Origin of the sequence: Enterobacter sp. MALB-1, assembly GCF_041021625.1 — a bacterium.
In the GTDB taxonomy this organism is placed as follows: Bacteria; Pseudomonadota; Gammaproteobacteria; order Enterobacterales; family Enterobacteriaceae; genus Enterobacter; species Enterobacter oligotrophicus.
Window position 1 is genome coordinate 3,872,554 of record NZ_JBDPJL010000001.1, and the last position, 19,754, is coordinate 3,892,307.

The following is a 19,754-nucleotide window of genomic DNA, read 5'->3' on the forward strand; positions in this document are numbered from 1 at the left end:
GGGTGCATGGTTTTGCATGCGTTTTCCCGCTCCTGTACTCCCGACCAGCGCCAGTCCCGGCGCGGCCTGAGGCCGCCTTTGCACCTGCATTAAAAGCGGCCCCTTAAGCGGGCAGGCGTGGCGGGGAGAGCATTGCGCGCTATTGCAACTGACAATTTACTTAAGACATTATAGATTTAATGTAATCTTTGATAACATTAACCAATTAGTATGAAACCAATCTTCCAAAGTTAAGCCCCTAAAGGGGGTAAATCTAAAAACGGGAAAAGTTATGGAAAGCATAGTTTTTTTTAATAACAAAGGTGGTGTCGGTAAAACCACATTGCTGTGTAATGTTGCTGCCTATTTAAGTTTGGAACTTAACAAAAAGGTTCTGGTCGTTGACGCTGACCCTCAATGTAATACCACTTCGTATTGTTTAGGTGAGCAGAAGATATCTCAAATATATAGCAATGAAAAACGAATTACTATCGAGCATTTTTTAAACCCCGTGCGTCGAGGAAAAGGATATGCTTCGGAAAGAATAGTCCCTATCAAAACAAGTAGGTTTGGATTTGATCTAATACCAGGAGACCCCAAATTAGCTCTGAGCGAAGATTTTTTAGCATCCGATTGGGATCCAGCAGTGGCTGGGAAACCTCGAGGCATGCAAACAACATTTGTCTTCTCTCATCTCTCCTCACTATATAACGACTATGATTATGTATTATATGACGTTGGTCCATCCTTAGGTGCTTTGAATAGAGCAATAATTATATCGTGCGATTATTTCATAATTCCGATGTCAGTTGACATGTTTAGTTTGCTGGCATTAAACAACATTAATCTGTCATTAAAGAATTGGATGAATGGTATTAAAACTGGCTTAAAAAACCATATGAGCGAAGAAGGGGAAGAATTTACAATTGGAAATGAAAGTCTAGAGTGTAATTTGCAATTTTTAGGTTATGCAATGCAGCAATACCGAGGGAAAACAGTACGAGGTGAGAAAGTCAAAGTTAATGCTTATGAAAAAATAGCATTAAAAGTCCCTAAAATTATAAAGACGGAAATAGTGGCAAACTACTCTCACAATAAAAATATTGATTTTGAACTAGGTCAAATTGAAAACATGTATAGCCTAATTCCATTATCACAACTGGCCAACGCACCTATTTTTTGCCTTAAGAATAAAGATGGTGTCGTGGGGTCACATTTTTCAAAAGTAAATGACGCTAAGAAATTATTTGACAGCATTTGCTCAAATATCCTAAAAAATATTGAGGCAGTTAAACCATGATAAATTGGGATGAAGCTTTAATATCTGATCTAGCCAGAAGAAAATGCATTCTTTTCCTTGGCGCAGGTGTGTCAATGAATAGCACTGGTAACGGAGGAGTCAGGCCTCCAAGTTGGAAGGAGTTTTTGGAAAACTGTTTGCCGGAATTGAATGCGGCTTCTTCAACCCAAATAAAAAAACTAATTAAAAATGAAGATTACTTAACGGCCTGTGAACTAATCAAGTCAAAATTAGCAAAAGGTAAATTCGACCACATAGCTAAGAGTGCATTTTTAACCCCACAGTATACTAAAGCAGAAATACACGAGCTTTTATTCAAGTTGGATTGTAGAATTGTAGTCACTCCAAATTTTGATAAAATTTATGAAACTTTTGCGATAAGAGAAACGGAAGGCACGGTAAGTGTACGGAACTATTATGATACAGATATAGTTTCTGCCGTGAAAGATAGCGGCAGGGTCGTTTTGAAGATTCACGGTACAATTGATAACACCTCAAAATTAATTTTTTCTAGGACGGATTACGCCAGTGCAAGATCGCAGCACAGAGACTTTTATGAAATACTTAATGCATTAGGATTAACACACACATTCCTATTTATAGGATGTGGGGCAAATGATCCGGATATCAGATTGCTGCTTGAAGATGCATTTTTCAAACATAATGCCGTAAAACCACACTATATGGTTGTTTCAGACAAGAGTATTCATAAAGACATGATGCCTGTTATCGAAAAAACATTAAATGTCAACATGCTTGTTTACAAAACAAGTAAAGGTAGCCATCAAGAATTAATTGATAGTTTAAAAAATTTAGTCCAACAAGTTGAGATTGCACGAGTTGAATTAAAGGAGAATATGAATTGGTAATCCCCCCCCCCCTCATTCATATATTTTTAAATGAGGGGGCAGACTTAGCAAAATCGAATGGTGATATGTAGCCATTAGAATTACTATAAATATAATCAGCCCACCACTGAACCATCAATCGACGTTCATCCAAATGCTCAGAAGTATGAATATATGCAGCACGTACATTGTTGCGCTCCGAATGGCTCAACTGACGCTCAATAGCATCATCGCTCCATAGCCCTGACTCCCCCAGTGCCCCACGCGCCATTGTTCTAAATCCATGCCCGCAAACTTCGGTTTTCGTGTCATAGCCCATCGCACGCAATGCACCGTTTACCGTGTTTTCACTCATAACCTTGGTTGCGTCATGATCCCCCGGAAACAGCAGCTCTTTATCGCCACTAATTTTCTTGAGCTGCTCTAACAAAGCCATAGCCTGCCGACTAAGAGGAACAATATGTTCCTCTTTCATTTTCATGCCACGATACGAGTAACGCACGCCTTCGATTTCTTCTCGTTTTGCAGGTATACGCCAAAGAGATTTATCGAAGTCGAACTCATCCCAACGCGCGAAACGTAGCTCACTGGAACGCACAAAAGTTAGTAAGGAAAGCTCGACCGCGATCCGTGTCATTACACGGCCACGATAAGCAGCAAGACGAGCAAGAAACTCTGGGAACCGGCTGGAGGGTAAAGCGGGGTAATGTCGCGCTTTGGTTGTCGATAGCGCACCGGCCATATCACTGGCTGGATTTGAGTCGATGTAATCATTCTGTACGGCGTAACGCATTATGGCTGTGACACGCTGTTGCAGGCGCTGAGCAACATCATGCTTGCCACTGGCATCAACCTTTTTAATCGGGGCTAACAGCTGACTGGTTTTGAGCTGGCGAATGTCGGACGAACCGATATGAGGGAAGATATAAAGCTCAAGATAGCGAAGAACGCGCGATCGATGGTCTTCACTCCATCGCTTGTTACTGGCGTGCCATTCGCGAGCAATGGTTTCGAAGGTGTATGCCCCCGAATTCTCGGCCTGAGCTTCTTTCTGTTCAGCTTTAGGGTCGATACCCTGCACTAGCAGCTTTTTAGCTTCGTCGCGCTTTGCTCTTGCCTGAGCAAGCGTCACAGTTGGCCAAACACCAAAAGCGAGGCGATCCTCTTTTTTGTCAGAGGGGCGTCGGTACTTCATGCGCCAGTATTTAGAACCCTTGGCCGACACCTCGAGATACAAACCGCCGCCATCGGCCATTTTGTAGGTTTTATCTTTTGGCTTTGCGGTCTCGACCTGTCTGGCGTTGAGCTTCATTTGGGGGCACATTTCTAATCGAAGTTAAGATGCCCCCAATTATGCCCCCAATGACATCCGGATTTCAACGGACAACCTCGGACGACTCAGGATGAAAAAAACGCTGCAAGCACTGATTTTAAAGGGATAATTGGACTTTCTCGGATGGTCTTGGAAGTACTAATGGTGCCGAAGGCCGGACTCGAACCGGCACGTATTTCTACGGTTGATTTTGAATCAACTGCGTCTACCGATTTCGCCACTTCGGCACTGAAGGGGATGCGGAAACGTTCTGGATTATACCTGTCGCGCGCCGCCATGCAAGCGGCGACGCGCTAAACCCGCGCTAAGTGCCCAAAAAACCAGCGCCCTTCGTCAGTCCAGCTCGGAAACCGCCAGCCGAATCACGCCTGCCGCTTTCTGCTCCGGTAGCTTCAGTACCTTCGCCCACATCTCCTGTACCATATCGCAGGAGAGCTTCTCTTTGCCCACCGCGTTCTCCGGCATCTGCAGCAGCTGGATGTCTTCGCCGTACTTGTCGGCCAGCTCTTTCATAATCGGGCGGACGGTCGTCACGGCGGCTTCACGTTCTGCCGGGGTCACGGTGTGGCGGTTTTTGCCGTAGGCGGCGCGCATCATGTCGGCGTCGGCCTGCATGCGGCGGGCCATCATCTGTTTATCCAGCACGCGCATCGGGTTGACGCCCCCCTTCACTGCCGGATAGAGGAAACGGAAACAAGCATCATCACTTACCTTCTGTATAGCGGCGGTCTGCTCCATATTGGCCTTCATATAATCCACCACGTTGGCGTCCGGAGCGTGCTGCAGACGCGACATTTGTAGCGTCAGGATCTGCGGCTGGATCACGTCGATGATGTGCTGCTCGGACTCGCCCATCTTCTGCATGGTGAGGATCTGCTCGCGGATGCGCTTCTGGAACGCGGGCTCCTGCTCTTTAATCACCTGCCAGGCGGGCATCGCGTTGAGGGTCGAATCAAGCTGCTGTTCGGGGGTTTGCTGCTGGCGTTGTTTGTCGAAGTACACCCAGAACGCCACGGCGGCGGCCAGGACGGTGACAACGACAATACGGGTCCACGTTTTATTCATCTCGCATCCTTATCCTTTCGCTATGCCGGTTTACACCGGCACGCCGCTGTGGAAGCGAAACTCGTTGTCCGGTGTTGAGATAAGTGTGGCTTCAATTTCGCCAAAATGCTGCACCCGATGTGAGATATCGTTGCCGCTCACCTGCTGGGCAAGTGTCAGATAGTCCTGATAATGGCGCGCTTCCGAGCGCAGCAGTGAGAGATAGAACTTCTGCAGCTCGTCGTCGAGGAACGGGGCCAGAGCGGCGAAGCGTTCGCAGGAGCGGGCTTCGATGTACGCCCCGCAGATGAGTTTGTCGATGAGCGTCAGCGGTTCGTGGGTGCGCACTTCCCTCAGCATCCCTTTGGCGTAGCGGCTGGCAGTGATTTTGACGTACGGAATGTCGCGTGCCAGCATCGCCTCGCGCACCTGCCAGAAATGGTGCAGCTCTTCTTTTATCAGCAGCACCATGCTGTCGATAAGCTGCTGGCCCCACGGGTCGTCAGTTTTAGGCATCACGCTTTTGCCAATCTGCTTATGCAGGGTGATGAAATCCGGCTCCGGCCCTTCACGGAAGGTGAAGGCTTCGTAGGGTTTGAGCCAGTCGAGCAACGCATCGGCACCGCTCTCGTCGGCGACGTATTTACGCACCAGCAGCAGCGCGGTCTGCGCGGCCTTGAGCTCGCACACCATGTGGTCGGTGAGCAGCAGCGGCAGGTTAGCCGGGTCGCGGGCTTTATCAATCCATGCTTGCGGGGTCGGGCACTGGAGGAAGTTAAGAACAGGGGCAAGTATCTGCGGGTAATCCATGGTTCTGCCTTGAAAAAGCGGTGGCCATCGCCACCGCCTGAATCGCTTAGTGACGCACGCCGTCGTCGTCTTCGTCGATGTAATCTTCGTCGTCTTCGTCGCCGTCTTCACCGTTCGGATCTTCGAAGTAGGTTCCCCAGCCGTCGTACTCCACGTCAAACTTCTCGGCCAGGTTCATCAGTTGTTCGACCTGGGCGTCAATCAGTTCCGCGTTCAGCGCGCCTTCGCTCAGGATATCGCAGCAGATGACGGTGTCACCCTCTTCCACTTCCAGCTCTTCCGGCTCGGTCACTTCGTAACCCAGTTTGAACGCTTCTACCGCCAGTTTTTCCAGCGCGTCGAAATCGTCAGCAGAGAAATGGTGCTCGATGGTGTACAGCGCGTCCGGATCGCTACCGTCTTCCAGCAGTTCTTCAATAATCAGACGCGTCTCTTCGCGTTGCTCTTCCAGGTGTTCCGGGTTTGCCATGGCTCATTCCTCTTTAAAGTGCGGCAGATACTTCTATTTTCACACACGGATGTGTTTGCCTCCACCTTTGTTAGAAAGATTTGTGAAACGGGGTTGCAAATGAATAATTACACATATAAAGTGAATTTTAATTCAATAAGTGGCGTTTGCCATGTGAGGATAAAATGTCTGATCTGTACAAGAAACACTTTCTGAAATTGCTCGATTTTACCCCTGCACAGCTCACTTCTCTGCTGACCCTTGCCGCACAGCTAAAAGCTGATAAGAAAAATGGCAAGGAAGTACAAAAACTTACCGGTAAAAATATCGCGCTCATCTTCGAAAAAGACTCAACCCGTACACGATGCTCTTTCGAAGTTGCCGCATTTGACCAGGGCGCACGCGTTACATATTTAGGGCCGAGCGGCAGCCAGATTGGGCATAAAGAGTCAATTAAAGACACCGCGCGCGTGCTGGGCCGGATGTACGACGGTATTCAGTATCGCGGTCACGGTCAGGAAGTGGTTGAAACGCTGGCGCAGTATGCGGGCGTGCCAGTGTGGAACGGGCTGACCAACGAGTTCCACCCGACGCAGCTTTTGGCAGACCTGCTGACCATGCAGGAGCACCTGCCGGGCAAGGCGTTTAACGAGATGACGCTGGTTTATGCGGGCGATGCGCGTAACAACATGGGCAACTCGATGCTGGAAGCGGCGGCGCTGACCGGGCTGGATCTGCGCCTGGTGGCCCCGAAGGCCTGCTGGCCGGAAGAGAGCCTGGTGGCGGAGTGCAGCGCGCTGGCGGAGAAACACGGCGGGAAGATCGTCCTGACGGAAGACGTGGCGGCGGGCGTGAAGGGTGCAGACTTCATCTATACCGACGTGTGGGTGTCGATGGGCGAGGCCAAAGAGAAGTGGGCGGAGCGGATTGCGCTGCTGCGCGGGTATCAGGTGAATGCACAGATGATGGCGCTGACCGGCAACCCGAATGTGAAGTTCCTGCACTGTCTGCCTGCGTTCCATGACGACCAGACCACGCTCGGCAAACAGATGGCGAAGGAGTTTGATCTGCATGGCGGGATGGAAGTGACGGATGAGGTGTTTGAATCGGTGGCGAGCATTGTGTTCGACCAGGCAGAAAACCGGATGCATACGATTAAGGCGGTGATGGTGGCGACGCTCGGGGAGTAATGGACTCCTCTGCGCGCTGGTGCCCTCACCCCGGCCCTCTCCCACAGGGAGAGGGAGTAAACCCGTTTAGCTAATCAGCATCTTCACCACAACTTTACGCACCTTCGCAGGCGTGCCCACCGCACACAGCGGTTTGTGCACTTCGCCCGGCCAGAACACCACAAAATCCCCTTCGCTTAATACCACGGTTTTCTCCTGCTCACCTTCCGGCAGAAACGCGATGTCTTTGTCCGCCAGCCAGTCGGTGTCCGGCGTGCCATGCGGCAGGGTGCTGAAGGTCATCCCTTCCTGGCCTTGCATAATGATTTGAATATCCAGGTAACGCGCGTGGTACTCGGCGCGACGTTCGGCAAACGGTTGAGTCATGTCTTCGGAAACCAGATAAAACAGGTTGTTGCCGTCGATATCGTGTTTACCGAGCGGTGTGGCGTCGGTGACGTGTGCTTTGACATGCTCAATGGCCTGACGCAGCTCGTGTGGCAGCCAGGACTGCAGATGGTGGATATTGCCAACAATCATGATTAAACCCTCAATATAAAACATTGTTTCATTTTTGTCTTTTATACGAGAATTCAGGCTGCCATACCACTCCTTTTTAGAACAGTTTTGCGCAAGCGCATGTTTATCGAAAAATGTGTTAATACGCTGTTAACCCCTCGCGGGCAATTATGCAGTGGTTATGCATAACATCTGCCTGCACTCGCCAGTCGGAAGTTTTAACTCATTGAATTAAAAGCCTTAACAACAAAAACCGCTACCGCTTCACATTTTGTCATTTTGGTAATTTGCGCTTTAAACCCATAATTATTTATTGATTTCCCTTAAGTCAAAAATAGTTAATTGCGATAATTGCATAGTCATTCCCGCACCTTAACTTAATTATTCAAAATCAATAGGTTAACTGAATATTTCAAAACATTAAATTCTACAAAATAATAACAAACACAAATAATGCAAACAAATCCTGCTTAGCTATTCACCTGCCATTAATATTAAATTAATCATTATCTGATGCGAATCATGCAAATGAAAACAAACCGCTTAATATCCATTTCTGCGTGAGCAACATCACAATACGAATTATTTAACCGCCTAGTATTGGCCCTGAAATCAATTGAGCTTAGCCGCCATGAAATAAACATACACACATGGCGCATGCCCTTTTTATTCTGAAAAAAGTCAAAGGAATAATTATGGAAAAGCACTACGTCGGTTCTGAAATTGGTCAATTGCGTAGCGTTATGCTGCATCGCCCAAATTTAAGTCTGAAACGGTTAACCCCGTCGAACTGTCAGGAGCTGTTATTTGATGATGTGCTCTCGGTTGAACGGGCGGGTGAAGAGCATGATATCTTCGCAAACACGCTGCGCGAGCAGGGTGTGGAAGTCCTGTTGTTGACCGACCTTCTGACACAAACGCTTGATATTGCGGAGGCTAAAGCCTGGTTACTGGAGACACAGATCTCTGATTATCGTCTCGGGCCGACCTTTGCCGCTGACGTTCGCAGTTGGCTGGCGGATATGTCACACCGCGAACTGGCGCGTCGTTTAAGCGGCGGATTAACCTACGGCGAAATTCCTGCCGCGATTAAAAATATGGTGGTTGATACCCACACGGCGAATGATTTTATTATGAAGCCGCTGCCTAATCATTTATTCACCCGCGATACTTCCTGCTGGATTTATAACGGTGTCTCCATTAACCCAATGGCCAAACCTGCGCGTCAGCGTGAAACCAATAATTTGCGTGCAATATATCGCTGGCATCCGGCGTTTGCTGACGGTGATTTTATTAAATATTTCGGTGACGAGAATATTAATTACGATCACGCCACCTTAGAAGGCGGCGACGTATTAGTAATTGGCCGTGGCGCGGTATTAATCGGCATGTCTGAACGCACGACGCCACAGGGTGTGGAATTCCTCGCTAACAGCCTGTTCAAACATCGCCAGGCCGAGCGCGTAATTGCCGTTGAGCTACCAAAACACCGCTCCTGCATGCACCTCGACACCGTCATGACCCACATCGACGTAGATACCTTCTCCGTCTACCCGGAAGTGGTGCGCAAAGACGCCCAGTGCTGGACGCTCACCCCGGACGGACGCGGTGGCCTGCAACGTACCCAGGAAGCCGACCTGCTGCACGCCATCGAAAAAGCGCTCGGCATTAATCAGGTCCGCCTGATCACCACCGGCGGCGACGCCTTTGAAGCCGAACGCGAACAGTGGAACGACGCCAACAACGTCCTGACCATCCGTCCGGGCGTGGTGATCGGCTACGAGCGCAACGTCTGGACCAACGAGAAGTACGACAAAGCGGGCATTACCGTGCTGCCCATTCCAGGCGATGAGCTGGGACGCGGGCGCGGTGGCGCGCGCTGCATGAGCTGCCCACTGGAACGTGACGGAATTTAAAGGAGCCATCATGGAACGAAAACCCACTCTGGTTGTGGCACTCGGCGGTAACGCCCTGCTCAAACGCGGCGAGCCGCTGGAAGCGGAGATCCAGCGCCAGAACATTGCGCTGGCCGCCCGCACTATCGCCGGGCTGACGGAACAGTGGCGCGTAGTGCTGGTTCACGGCAACGGACCACAGGTCGGGCTGCTGGCGCTGCAAAACAGCGCCTACGACAAAGTGACCCCGTACCCGCTGGATATCCTCGGTGCCGAAAGCCAGGGGATGATCGGCTACATGCTCCAGCAGGCGCTGAAAAACAATCTGCCCCAGCGCGAGGTGAGCGTGCTGCTCACCCAGGTGGAAGTGGACGCCGCCGACCCGGCATTCAGCAACCCGACCAAATACATTGGTCCGGTCTACAGCGAAACGCAGGCCCAAACGCTGGCCGCGGAAAAAGGCTGGGTATTCAAGGCCGACGGCAGCTATTTCCGCCGCGTGGTGCCCTCTCCGCAGCCGAAACGCATCGTCGAGAGCGATGCCATCACGGCACTCATCCAGCGCGACCATCTGGTGATCTGCAACGGTGGTGGCGGCGTACCGGTGGTGGAAAACGCCAGCGGCTACCACGGTATTGAGGCGGTGATCGATAAAGATCTCTCCGCCGCACTGCTGGCGCGCCAGATAGAGGCAGACGCTCTGCTGATCCTCACCGATGCCGACGCGGTGTACCTCGACTGGGGCAAACCGACCCAGCGACCGCTGGCGCAGGTCACGCCGGAACTGCTCAAAGAGATGCAGTTCGACGCGGGTTCGATGGGGCCGAAAGTGGCCGCCTGCCGCGAGTTTGTTGAAGCCTGCAACGGCATTGCCGGGATAGGCGCGCTGGCGGACGGCGCGGAGATCCTGGCGGGCGAGAAAGGCACGTTGATTCGTAACTGAGTCGTTTTCCCCTCACCCTAACCCTCTCCCAAAGGGAGAGGGAATGTAAGCTCCCCTCTCCCTTTGGGAGAGGGTCGGGGTGAGGGCATCAAACAGCTAAATTTTAAAAAGGATTTACCCATGGCCATTAACCTGAAAAACCGTAACTTCCTGAAACTGCTGGACTACACCCCGGCAGAGATCCAGTACCTGATCGACCTCGCCATTGAGCTGAAGGCCGCCAAAAAAGCCGGACGTGAAAAGCAAACCCTGGTCGGGAAAAACATCGCCCTGATCTTTGAAAAAACCTCCACCCGCACCCGCTGCGCCTTTGAAGTGGGGGCGTTTGACCAGGGTGCGCAGGTGACCTACCTCGGCCCAAGCGGATCGCAGATCGGCCATAAAGAGTCGATGAAAGACACTGCCCGCGTTCTGGGACGTATGTATGACGGCATCGAGTATCGCGGCTACGGCCAGGCCATCGTTGAAGAGCTGGGCGAGTACGCGGGCGTGCCGGTGTGGAACGGCCTGACAGACGAATTCCACCCGACCCAAATCCTCGCGGACCTGATGACCATGCTGGAGCACGCACCGGGCAAAACCCTGCCGGAGCTGAGCTTTGCCTACCTGGGTGACGCGCGCAACAACATGGGCAACTCATTGATGGTCGGCGCGGCCAAAATGGGCATGGATATCCGCCTCGTCGCGCCGAAATCCTTCTGGCCGGAAGCGGGGCTGGTGGAACAGTGCCGCGCCATCGCCAAAGAGACCGGCGCACGTATCACTCTCACCGACGACGTGGAAGAAGGCGTGCAGGGAACTGATTTCCTCTACACCGACGTGTGGGTCTCTATGGGCGAGCCAAAAGAGGCCTGGGCCGAACGCGTCAGCCTGATGAAGCCGTATCAAATCAACGCAGAGGTGATGAAAGCCACCGGCAACCCGAACGTCAAGTTCATGCATTGCCTGCCAGCGTTCCACAACGAGCACACCAAAGTGGGCCGCGAAATCGAAATAGCCTACGGCCTGAAAGGGCTGGAAGTGACGGAAGAGGTCTTTGAATCACCGAACTCTATCGTTTTCGACGAAGCAGAGAACCGCATGCACACCATTAAAGCGGTCATGGTGGCGACACTCGGCGACTAACCACCGCCCGGCGCGCCACTGGTGCGCCGGGTTCAGGAGAACATCATGGGCAAGTTCAAATTTCCCTCCGCTTACACCATTCTCTTTTTTCTGATTGCTGTTGTTGCTGTGCTGACATGGATTGTTCCGGCCGGGCAGTACCATATGGCGATGAACGAGGCGCTCGGTAAAGAAGTGCCGGTTGCCGGTACTTATGCGCACGTGGCGGCACACCCGCAGGGGCTGGTTTCCGTGCTGATGGCACCGATTGCCGGGCTGTACGATCCGGAGTCCGGCCAGGCCGGGGCGATCGACGTGGCGCTGTTTATCCTCATCATCGGGGGCTTTCTCGGGATCGTCACTAAAACAGGGGCGATTGACGCCGGGATCGAGCGCGTCACCACGCGGTTACGCGGCCGCGAAGAGTGGATGATCCCGATCCTGATGGCGCTGTTTGCCGCAGGCGGCACCATCTACGGCATGGCCGAAGAGTCGCTACCTTTCTATACGTTACTCGTACCGGTGATGCTGGCCGCGCGGTTCGATCCGGTTGTCGCGGCATCTACGGTGCTGCTCGGGGCGGGGATCGGCACGCTCGGCTCGACCATCAATCCGTTCGCCACCGTCATCGCCGCCAACGCCGCTGGTATTCCCTTTACCAATGGCATCGCCCTGCGCGTGGCGCTGCTGGTAATCGGCTGGGTAATCTGCGTGGCGTGGGTCATGCGTTACGCCCGTAAAGTGCGCCGCGATCCGTCGCTCTCCATCGTCGCGGACAAACAGGAAGAAAACCTCGCCCATTTCCTCGGCAACAAAGGCGAGCAGTCGCTGGAATTTACCCCGGTGCGCAAACTCATCCTCGTGATTTTCGCCCTCGCCTTTGCGGTGATGATCTACGGCGTAGCGGTGCTGGGCTGGTGGATGGCGGAGATCTCGGCGGTGTTCCTTGCCAGCGCGATTATCGTCGGCCTGATCGCCCGCATGAGCGAAGAGGAGCTAACCTCAACCTTTATCAACGGCGCGCGAGATTTGCTGGGCGTCGCGCTGATTATCGGCATCGCGCGCGGTATCGTAGTGATCATGGATAAGGGCATGATTACCCACACCATTTTGCACAGCGCTGAGGGGATGGTCACCGGGTTGTCGACGGTGGCGTTTATCAACGTGATGTACTGGCTGGAAGTGGTGTTGTCATTCCTTGTGCCTTCTTCGTCCGGCCTGGCCGTTCTGACGATGCCGATCATGGCACCGCTTGCCGATTTCGCTAACGTCAACCGCGACCTGGTGGTTACGGCTTACCAGTCGGCGTCCGGTATTGTTAACCTGATCACTCCTACTTCTGCCGTCGTGATGGGCGGGCTGGCTATCGCCCGCGTGCCCTACGTGCGTTATCTGAAGTGGGTCGCGCCGCTGTTGGCGATCCTGACGGTGGTGATTATGGTGGCATTAAGCCTGGGGGCGTTGTTGTGACATTTTGAAGTTGTAGGCCCGGTAAGCGTCGCGCCACCGGGCGTTTTTTCAGCCACTTACATGGGAAATAGTTATGACGGAATATGGTGATTACTCTCCAAAAGAACAGCTACAGCTGACGGTCTGCCAGCGTCTGATCGCGGAAAAGAGTTATCTCTCTCAGGAAGAGATCCGCCGCGACCTGCAGGAGCATGGTTTTGAGACCATCAGCCAGTCCACCGTTTCACGTCTGCTCAAGTTGCTCGGCGTCATAAAAATTCGAAATGCCAAAGGGCTAAAGATTTATTCGCTGAATCCTCAGCTGCGCCCTGCCCCCGATGCCGCGCGTACCGTTTCCGAAATGGTGGTCAGCGTGGAGCATAATAGCGAATTTATCCTTATCCATACCGTCGCCGGATATGGCCGTGCGGTAGCGCGAATTCTGGATTATCACCAGTTACCGGAAATTTTAGGCGTGGTTGCCGGAAGCAGTATTGTCTGGGTTGCGCCTCGTTTCGTTAAGCGCACCGCGCTGGTGCATAAACAAATTAATTATTTACTCAGAACGCATTAATATTCACAAAGAACCGTTTGCATTGAGTAAAGTGTGCATTAAATCGCTTGATCCGAACGTCGGGGTGCGTATAATGCCCGACAATTTGCCGGGAGGAAGCATGGTCAAGCGTGTACGACATATCGTCTTACCGCGTCTGAAATCAGACGCTGGCCTGCCGTTTTTCTTCCCGTTGCACAATCTATTCCCAGAGCCCCTCATTTGAGGGGCTTTTTTTTGCCCGGCGTCAGGAGATAAACATGAATCCGCTTTATCAAAAACACATCATTTCCATAAACGACCTCAGCCGCGAAGAGCTGGAACTGGTTCTGGAAACCGCGGCAAAACTGAAAGCGAATCCGCAACCGGAGCTGCTGAAGCACAAGGTGATTGCGAGCTGCTTCTTCGAAGCCTCCACCCGCACGCGCCTCTCCTTTGAAACCTCCATGCACCGCCTGGGCGCGAGCGTGGTGGGCTTCTCGGACAGCAGCAATACGTCGCTGGGTAAAAAAGGCGAGACCCTGGCGGATACCATTTCGGTTATCAGCACCTACGTTGACGCCATTGTGATGCGCCATCCACAGGAGGGCGCGGCGCGTCTGGCGACGGAGTTTTCTGGCGGCATTCCGGTGCTCAACGCCGGGGACGGCGCTAACCAGCACCCGACGCAGACGCTGCTGGATCTGTTCACCATTCAGGAAACTCAGGGCATGCTTGAGAACCTGAACATCGCGATGGTCGGTGACCTGAAGTATGGCCGTACCGTTCACTCGCTGACCCAGGCGCTGGCAAAGTTCAACGGCAACCGCTTCTTCTTCATCGCCCCGGACGCGCTGGCGATGCCGCAGTACATTCTCGATATGCTGGACGAGAAAGGCATTGCGTGGAGCCTGCATGCCAGCATCGAAGAGGTGATGGGCAACGTGGATATTCTCTACATGACTCGCGTGCAGAAAGAGCGTCTGGACCCGTCCGAATACGCCAACGTGAAGGCACAATTTGTGCTGCGCGCCAGCGATCTTGAAGGCGCACGTAGCAACATGAAGGTGCTGCACCCGCTGCCGCGCATTGATGAGATCACAACAGATGTGGATAAAACGCCGCACGCCTGGTACTTCCAGCAGGCCGGAAACGGCATCTTTGCCCGCCAGGCGTTACTGGCACTGGTTCTGAATCGCGAATTAGCTCTGTAAGGGGAGACGACCATGACACACGATAACAAACTCCAGGTTGAAGCCATCAAGCGTGGCACCGTGATTGACCACATCCCTGCGCAGGTCGGCTTTAAGCTGCTGACGCTGTTCAAACTGACCGAAACCGACCAGCGCATCACCATCGGCCTGAACCTGCCGTCGGGCGAAATGGGCCGCAAGGACCTGATTAAAATCGAGAATACCTTCCTGACTGACGAGCAGGTGAACCAGCTGTCGCTGTACGCACCGGACGCCACGGTTAACCGCATCGACGATTACGACGTGGTGGGTAAATCCCGTCCGAGCCTGCCGGAGCGCATCGAGCGCGTGCTGGTCTGCCCGAACAGCAACTGCATCAGTCATGCTGAGCCGGTTTCATCCAGTTTTGCAGTGAAAAAACGCGCCGATGACATCGCACTCAAATGCAAATACTGCGAAAAAGAGTTTTCTCATTATGTGGTGCTGGCCAACTAATTGAGGTTGGTAATGAAATCCCGGCTGTTATAATGGCCGGGAACATTCTTAACGCTGTTATTCTGGAGAAAACATGAGCAAAGTACTCGCGACGGAAAATGCACCAGCCGCTATCGGCCCATACGTTCAGGGCGTCGATCTGGGCAGCATGATCATCACTTCAGGCCAGATCCCGGTTAACCCAAAAACTGGCGCTGTGCCGGAAGATGTGGCAGCGCAGGCGCGTCAGTCGCTGGAAAACGTGCAGGCAATCGTCGAATCCGCTGGCCTGAAAGTGGGCGATATCGTGAAAACTACCGTGTTCGTGAAAGATCTGAACGATTTCGCCACCGTTAACGCCACGTACGAAGCATTCTTTACCGAACACAATGCCACCTTCCCGGCGCGCTCCTGCGTGGAAGTGGCGCGTCTGCCAAAAGACGTGAAAATTGAAATCGAAGCGATCGCCGTTCGTCGCTAAGTCGGTTTCATTTGCAAACAGGCAGCCTGCGCTGCCTTTTTTTTCGACTTTTTTTCTCCTCGTAACAGCATGACTTCCCCGCTGGTCCCTCTCTACACTGCGCGGCAGCAAACTCTTTCCCCGCTTATGGACTAAAAATGAAAATCTCAAACATTGCGCTTGCGGTTGCCACACTGACCGTCGCTTCTTCCGCCCTTGCACACGGATATATTGAATCCCCGGCCAGCCGCGCCTATATGTGTAAACTGGGCCAGAACATTGATTGCGGGCTGGTCGAATATGAACCTCAGAGCGTAGAGCGCGCCTCGGGTTTTCCGGCGGGTGCACTGCCGCCCGACGGTGAACTCGCCAGCGCGGGGATTGCCAATTATTCCCAGTTAGACAAGCAAAGCATCAACGCATGGACTAAAACGCCGATGACAGCGGGCATGCATGCGTTCGTCTGGCATCACACCGCGCCCCATAAAACCACCAACTGGCGTTATTACATCACCAAACAGAACTGGAACCCGAATAAACCGCTAACCCGCGATCAGTTTGAACTGACGCCGTTCTGTACCGTTAACGGCAACGGGCAAGCTCCTGCGATGACGCAATCCATGAACTGCAATGTGCCGCAACGCACTGGCTATCAGGTGATTTATGGCGTGTGGGAAATTGCCGATACGCAGAACAGCTTCTACCAGGCAATCGATGTGGATTTCGGTAATGGGGGTAACACCACGCCAGACGAAACGCCCGCGCAACACACGGAATGGAGCAAAACGCTGAGCGGCCAGATTGCGGGTAATAATCTCAACGCTGGCGATAAAGTCATTGCCCGCTTCTTCGATGCCAATGGCGAAGTGTTAGCCATGAGCACCTCACTCACTATTGCTTCCGCGGAACAGGGCGACGCCAACCAGTGGGCATTCGATCTGGCTCAAAAGATCAACGCGGAGCACAGCGACGTGCGCGTCGGAGTGAAAGACGAGAGCGGTACGGTCAATCCGGCGCATGGCGCAAACAGCGTGTTTGTGCGCGAAGGCAGCCCACTACGCAGCGTGGCTATCTCGTATGAGGAGCAGAAACCGCAGGTCAACGAAACCCTGCAGATTTCTGACGTTCGCTACAGCAAAGTCGACAATGGCCAGGCGACGGTAACATTCCACGTCAACACCAGCGGCGACGTAAACCTTGAAGCCCACGTGATGAACCACATGGGGGCGGATAAGGGCTATCTGAAACAGGATATGAATAACAGCAATCAGGACGTCACTATGACCCTGACAGGCGTAACCGCGGGTCATCATATGCTGAAATACTACGCCACCAACAAATCCGGGACGCTGTTTGCTCAGGATGTGATCGATATGATGCTGGAAAATGCAGACTCATCCGCACCAGCCGGACAGTACGATTATACCTTCCCGGAGAACATCTCTTCGTATACCACGGGTACAACCGTATTCCAGCCGAAAGACGGTAAAACCTATGAGTGCAAGCCGTTCCCGTACAGCGGATATTGCAAACAGTACAGTAAAACATCAACGCAGTTTGAGCCAGGTACAGGCTCTCACTGGAAAGAGGCGTGGGTACTGAAGAACTGAGTTGCCTTTACGCCCGGCGGCACTTCGTTTGCCGGGCCTACACGTCACGTAGGCCCGGTAAGCGTAGCGCCACCGGGCGCTTTTGTTACGGATTTCGCGTCGCCCTAAGCAGCGTCTCCAGCGGATAGACCGCTGCAATCACCACCTCATCCTGAATCTTCGCGGCGCTATCCAGCTCGCCCTGAATCGACGCTATTTCTTTATCATCCAGCGTCCCCTGACGCGCCACCAGATCTGTCAGCCTCAGACCAATGGAGGCCAGCTTATCCACCTCCTCGATCACCGGTTTCAGCGCCTTCAGTTGATAGCTGTTTTCACTGAGCGCCAGCGCATCGCTGGTGTTGCCCTGCCAGCGGTTAAACACGTGGCGCAGCGCCTCGGCGCTTTCCGTATCTTCCGCGTCGCTCACCAGCCTGTCGGCCCACTTGTTCATCTGGCGCACGGTGGTGCTTTCGGCGTTAATCGCATCAGCGAAGCGGTTAAGGGGCTCAAACTGATGATAGTTCCCGGCCTGGAATTTCAGATGCTGACGCGTGTAATACTGCGCCGGTTCAATCGCCTGGGCGAGGATCTGCAGCGGCAAGGTATCGGCATTGTTCGCCAGACGTGTGAACTGCACCTGCTGCTGAGTGTGCTGCTGCAGTCCGACCGACACCGTCGACCAGCTGTCCATCGCCTGCAGACGGGTGTACATATTGTCGACATCGTTGACGTCCTGCGCCGACCATAACCGCTCCGCCACCGCAAAGGCGCGCGGCCACAGGCGGATATCCAGTACCGGCGCGACCACGTTTTCGGCCCACAGTGCAGCCTCACCGCCCAGCAGGTTGACCTGATTAGCAGCATCCGGCACCACCGGAGGAATGCCTTTCGGCACCTCGTCCAGACGCGTGCCGCTGATCGGGTAGCGGGCGTTGCCCACCAGGAAATAACCGCTTAGCTTGTCGTTATCAACGGAGACGACCGGGCGCGTTTCCCCCATCCAGGTGTCGACGGTAAACGTCACCTGATTGTCATCACGCCACTGAATGTTATCCACCGCACGACGGGATTTCCCCGCAAAATCAATAAATCCACGCCAGCCGGAATCCCCTTTCACCAGCGTAAAGCTCCCTTCCACCGGTTTACCTTTCAGGCGCGGCATAGAGAAGGCCCAGCTCTGGGCACTGTCGGTGTCGGCTATCACATCCACACCATTCAGACCCTGCGGCACAATTTCATTGCGATAGTGATAGGCGGTGGACTGAGGCTGATCGAGATAGAAACCGGTGGAGAGAATGCCCTTATAGCCATTCTGCGCCACCTGTCCCAGCGCATCCTGCCCTTGCCAGGACTGGATCAGAATGCTTTTTGGCAGATCGGGATGGTAGATCTCATCCCAGCCCACCATCTGGCGGTGATGTTTTTCGAGGATCGTTTCCAGCTTGCGGTTGAAATACGCCTGTAGCGCGTGGCTGTCTGCAAGCCGGTTGTCGCGCATGAATGTCTGAATCGCCGCGTTCGCTTTCCATTGACTGTCGTCAACCTCATCACCACCGATATGCAGACACGGATCGGGGAAGATCGCCGCCAGTTCGCTGACCATCGCATCGGCGAAGGTATAGGTCGCCTCTTTTGTCGGGTCCAGCACCGGTTTCAGCACACCCCAGTGACGCTCCATCTGGTACGGCCCCGGCGCGCTCATCAGTTTCGGGTAAGCAACAGCGATGGCAGAAGCATGGCCCGGCATGTCTATTTCCGGCACCACGCGGATGCCGCGTTCGGTGGCGTAACGCACAATATCGCGCATCTGTTCTGGCGTATAAAACAGCCCGTCGCTGGCAAGTTGTGTCAGTTTTGGATAGCGCTTCGAGGCAAACCGCCAGCCTTGATCGTCGGTCAAATGCCAGTGCAGGACGTTGAGTTTGGCGGCAGCCATGCCGTCAATCTGGCGTTTAATATCCGGCAGAGGAATAAAGTGGCGCGCCGAGTCGAGCAGCAGTCCGCGCCACGGGAAACGCGGGGAGTCCTCAATGGAGACCCACGGCAGAGAGGTATTTTCCGGCCCGTTCTGCATCAGCTGAAGCAGGGTTTCCATCGCACGAAGCGCACCGAAGCGGGTGTTGGCGGAAATCGTTACACCGTTAGCGTCCACCGTCAGTTTATAGCTCTCATCGCTGTCCGGCAGCGGCTGCGGCTTCACCTTTTTAGCTATCGCGATGCGAATGGTCGGTTTTTCAGGCTTGTCGGCCTGCGGCTGTAGCGTCCAGCCGGTTTGCATGGCGATACGCTGGCGCAGGCGGTTGACCGCGTCACCGAGATCGTCCCCGCTGACGCTGACGGAAATCGTGTTGCTGAGCACCAGCGCGCCCTGGGTCGTCGGACGTTCGACCTTTGCAGGCCAGGGCATCAGGGGGAGATCGCCTGCCGGAGCGGCAAACGCTGACGCGCCGAGCATAAGCCCGGCGGTTAAGAGGCTGTACCGTAACATGAATGTTCCTTATCTGACGGGCCGAAAAGAGGCAAAACATTCTGTTAACATGCGCTTAATTTGTCGTCAAGCGAATGGCATGACGGAGATCACAGGTTGTTGAATTTGGGAGGAAAGCCAGCTGCCGGGTGGCGGCTTCGCCTTACCCGGCCTACGTTTGGATCGTAGGCCCGG

At 53.4% G+C, this 19,754-nt stretch carries 20 protein-coding genes and 1 tRNA gene; 14 read left to right on the plus strand and 7 right to left on the minus strand.

Annotated elements, in window-relative coordinates; translation table 11 throughout:
- Positions 1 to 271: 271 nt before the first annotated feature.
- Together ABGB15_RS18555 and ABGB15_RS18560 are read left to right on the plus strand one after the other, a co-directional pair.
- On the plus strand, positions 272 to 1,279 hold the full coding sequence (locus ABGB15_RS18555) for a ParA family protein (protein ID WP_369064263.1): 1,008 nt from the start codon (positions 272 to 274) through the stop codon (positions 1,277 to 1,279).
- Entirely contained in the window at positions 1,276 to 2,148 is an 873-nt protein-coding gene (locus ABGB15_RS18560; protein ID WP_252814263.1) for an SIR2 family protein, read from the plus strand. The genes ABGB15_RS18555 and ABGB15_RS18560 overlap by 4 nt, the downstream gene beginning before the upstream one ends.
- 16 nt (positions 2,149 to 2,164) lie before the next feature.
- On the opposite strand, the gene ABGB15_RS18565 is transcribed toward ABGB15_RS18560, so the two are convergent.
- From ABGB15_RS18565 to rraB, 5 genes are all read right to left on the minus strand, one after another.
- Positions 2,165 to 3,439 (minus strand): integrase arm-type DNA-binding domain-containing protein, encoded by a 1,275-nt coding sequence (locus tag ABGB15_RS18565; protein WP_252814265.1) that lies wholly within the window; start codon positions 3,437 to 3,439, stop codon positions 2,165 to 2,167.
- A 163-nt stretch (positions 3,440 to 3,602) separates the two neighbouring features.
- Positions 3,603 to 3,687, minus strand: a tRNA-Leu gene (locus tag ABGB15_RS18570).
- Positions 3,688 to 3,793: 106 nt separating this feature from the next.
- Complete coding sequence (locus ABGB15_RS18575; RefSeq protein ID WP_152083278.1) at positions 3,794 to 4,525, minus strand: topoisomerase II; 732 nt, start codon at positions 4,523 to 4,525, stop codon at positions 3,794 to 3,796.
- 30 nt (positions 4,526 to 4,555) lie between these two features.
- Complete coding sequence (gene miaE / locus ABGB15_RS18580) at positions 4,556 to 5,314, minus strand: tRNA isopentenyl-2-thiomethyl-A-37 hydroxylase MiaE (protein WP_215723727.1); 759 nt, start codon at positions 5,312 to 5,314, stop codon at positions 4,556 to 4,558.
- A 46-nt stretch (positions 5,315 to 5,360) separates the two neighbouring features.
- A complete protein-coding gene (gene rraB, locus ABGB15_RS18585; protein ID WP_152083276.1) occupies positions 5,361 to 5,783 on the minus strand; it encodes a ribonuclease E inhibitor RraB in 423 nt (140 codons plus the stop codon).
- A gap of 99 nt (positions 5,784 to 5,882) precedes the next feature.
- Here rraB and ABGB15_RS18590 point away from each other — a divergent pair, with 99 nt between their 5' ends.
- Positions 5,883 to 5,978 (plus strand): hypothetical protein, encoded by a 96-nt coding sequence (locus ABGB15_RS18590; RefSeq protein WP_215723726.1) that lies wholly within the window; start codon positions 5,883 to 5,885, stop codon positions 5,976 to 5,978.
- On the plus strand, positions 5,948 to 6,952 hold the full coding sequence (argF, locus tag ABGB15_RS18595) for an ornithine carbamoyltransferase (RefSeq protein WP_215723725.1): 1,005 nt from the start codon (positions 5,948 to 5,950) through the stop codon (positions 6,950 to 6,952). The genes ABGB15_RS18590 and argF (ABGB15_RS18595) overlap by 31 nt, the downstream gene beginning before the upstream one ends.
- A 66-nt stretch (positions 6,953 to 7,018) precedes the next feature.
- On the opposite strand, the gene ABGB15_RS18600 is transcribed toward argF (ABGB15_RS18595), so the two are convergent.
- Positions 7,019 to 7,471 carry a YhcH/YjgK/YiaL family protein gene (locus tag ABGB15_RS18600; RefSeq protein ID WP_215723724.1) on the minus strand — a complete coding sequence of 151 codons (453 nt, stop codon included), beginning with the start codon at positions 7,469 to 7,471 and terminating at the stop codon, positions 7,019 to 7,021.
- A gap of 674 nt (positions 7,472 to 8,145) precedes the next feature.
- Between ABGB15_RS18600 and arcA the strand changes: the two genes are divergently transcribed.
- The 10 genes from arcA to gbpA all read left to right on the plus strand — a co-directional run bounded on the left by arcA (position 8,146) and on the right by gbpA (position 17,110).
- The gene (gene arcA, locus ABGB15_RS18605) at positions 8,146 to 9,366 is read left to right on the plus strand and encodes an arginine deiminase (RefSeq protein WP_152083273.1); all 1,221 of its coding nucleotides are present in this window, start codon (positions 8,146 to 8,148) and stop codon (positions 9,364 to 9,366) included.
- A 10-nt stretch (positions 9,367 to 9,376) separates the two neighbouring features.
- Positions 9,377 to 10,288, plus strand: a complete 912-nt coding sequence (arcC, locus tag ABGB15_RS18610; protein WP_215723723.1) for a carbamate kinase — start codon at positions 9,377 to 9,379, stop codon at positions 10,286 to 10,288.
- Between the two features lie 120 nt (positions 10,289 to 10,408).
- The gene (gene argF / locus ABGB15_RS18615; RefSeq protein WP_152083271.1) at positions 10,409 to 11,413 is read left to right on the plus strand and encodes an ornithine carbamoyltransferase; all 1,005 of its coding nucleotides are present in this window, start codon (positions 10,409 to 10,411) and stop codon (positions 11,411 to 11,413) included.
- 45 nt (positions 11,414 to 11,458) lie between these two features.
- Positions 11,459 to 12,862: a YfcC family protein gene (locus ABGB15_RS18620; RefSeq protein ID WP_152083270.1), complete on the plus strand. Its 1,404-nt coding sequence runs from the start codon at positions 11,459 to 11,461 to the stop codon at positions 12,860 to 12,862.
- A gap of 73 nt (positions 12,863 to 12,935) precedes the next feature.
- A complete protein-coding gene (locus ABGB15_RS18625) occupies positions 12,936 to 13,415 on the plus strand; it encodes an arginine repressor (RefSeq protein WP_152083269.1) in 480 nt (159 codons plus the stop codon).
- A 100-nt stretch (positions 13,416 to 13,515) separates the two neighbouring features.
- The gene (locus ABGB15_RS18630) at positions 13,516 to 13,620 is read left to right on the plus strand and encodes a pyrBI operon leader peptide (protein WP_168927640.1); all 105 of its coding nucleotides are present in this window, start codon (positions 13,516 to 13,518) and stop codon (positions 13,618 to 13,620) included.
- Positions 13,621 to 13,654: 34 nt separating this feature from the next.
- The gene (gene pyrB, locus ABGB15_RS18635) at positions 13,655 to 14,587 is read left to right on the plus strand and encodes an aspartate carbamoyltransferase (protein ID WP_215723722.1); all 933 of its coding nucleotides are present in this window, start codon (positions 13,655 to 13,657) and stop codon (positions 14,585 to 14,587) included.
- Between the two features lie 12 nt (positions 14,588 to 14,599).
- On the plus strand, positions 14,600 to 15,061 hold the full coding sequence (gene pyrI / locus ABGB15_RS18640; protein ID WP_215723721.1) for an aspartate carbamoyltransferase regulatory subunit: 462 nt from the start codon (positions 14,600 to 14,602) through the stop codon (positions 15,059 to 15,061).
- A gap of 73 nt (positions 15,062 to 15,134) precedes the next feature.
- Complete coding sequence (gene ridA / locus ABGB15_RS18645) at positions 15,135 to 15,521, plus strand: 2-iminobutanoate/2-iminopropanoate deaminase (protein WP_008501391.1); 387 nt, start codon at positions 15,135 to 15,137, stop codon at positions 15,519 to 15,521.
- A 137-nt stretch (positions 15,522 to 15,658) separates the two neighbouring features.
- Positions 15,659 to 17,110: an N-acetylglucosamine-binding protein GbpA gene (gene gbpA, locus ABGB15_RS18650; protein ID WP_215723720.1), complete on the plus strand. Its 1,452-nt coding sequence runs from the start codon at positions 15,659 to 15,661 to the stop codon at positions 17,108 to 17,110.
- Between the two features lie 85 nt (positions 17,111 to 17,195).
- On the opposite strand, the gene ABGB15_RS18655 is transcribed toward gbpA, so the two are convergent.
- Positions 17,196 to 19,580 (minus strand): family 20 glycosylhydrolase, encoded by a 2,385-nt coding sequence (locus ABGB15_RS18655; protein WP_313326703.1) that lies wholly within the window; start codon positions 19,578 to 19,580, stop codon positions 17,196 to 17,198.
- Positions 19,581 to 19,754 lie beyond the last annotated feature (174 nt).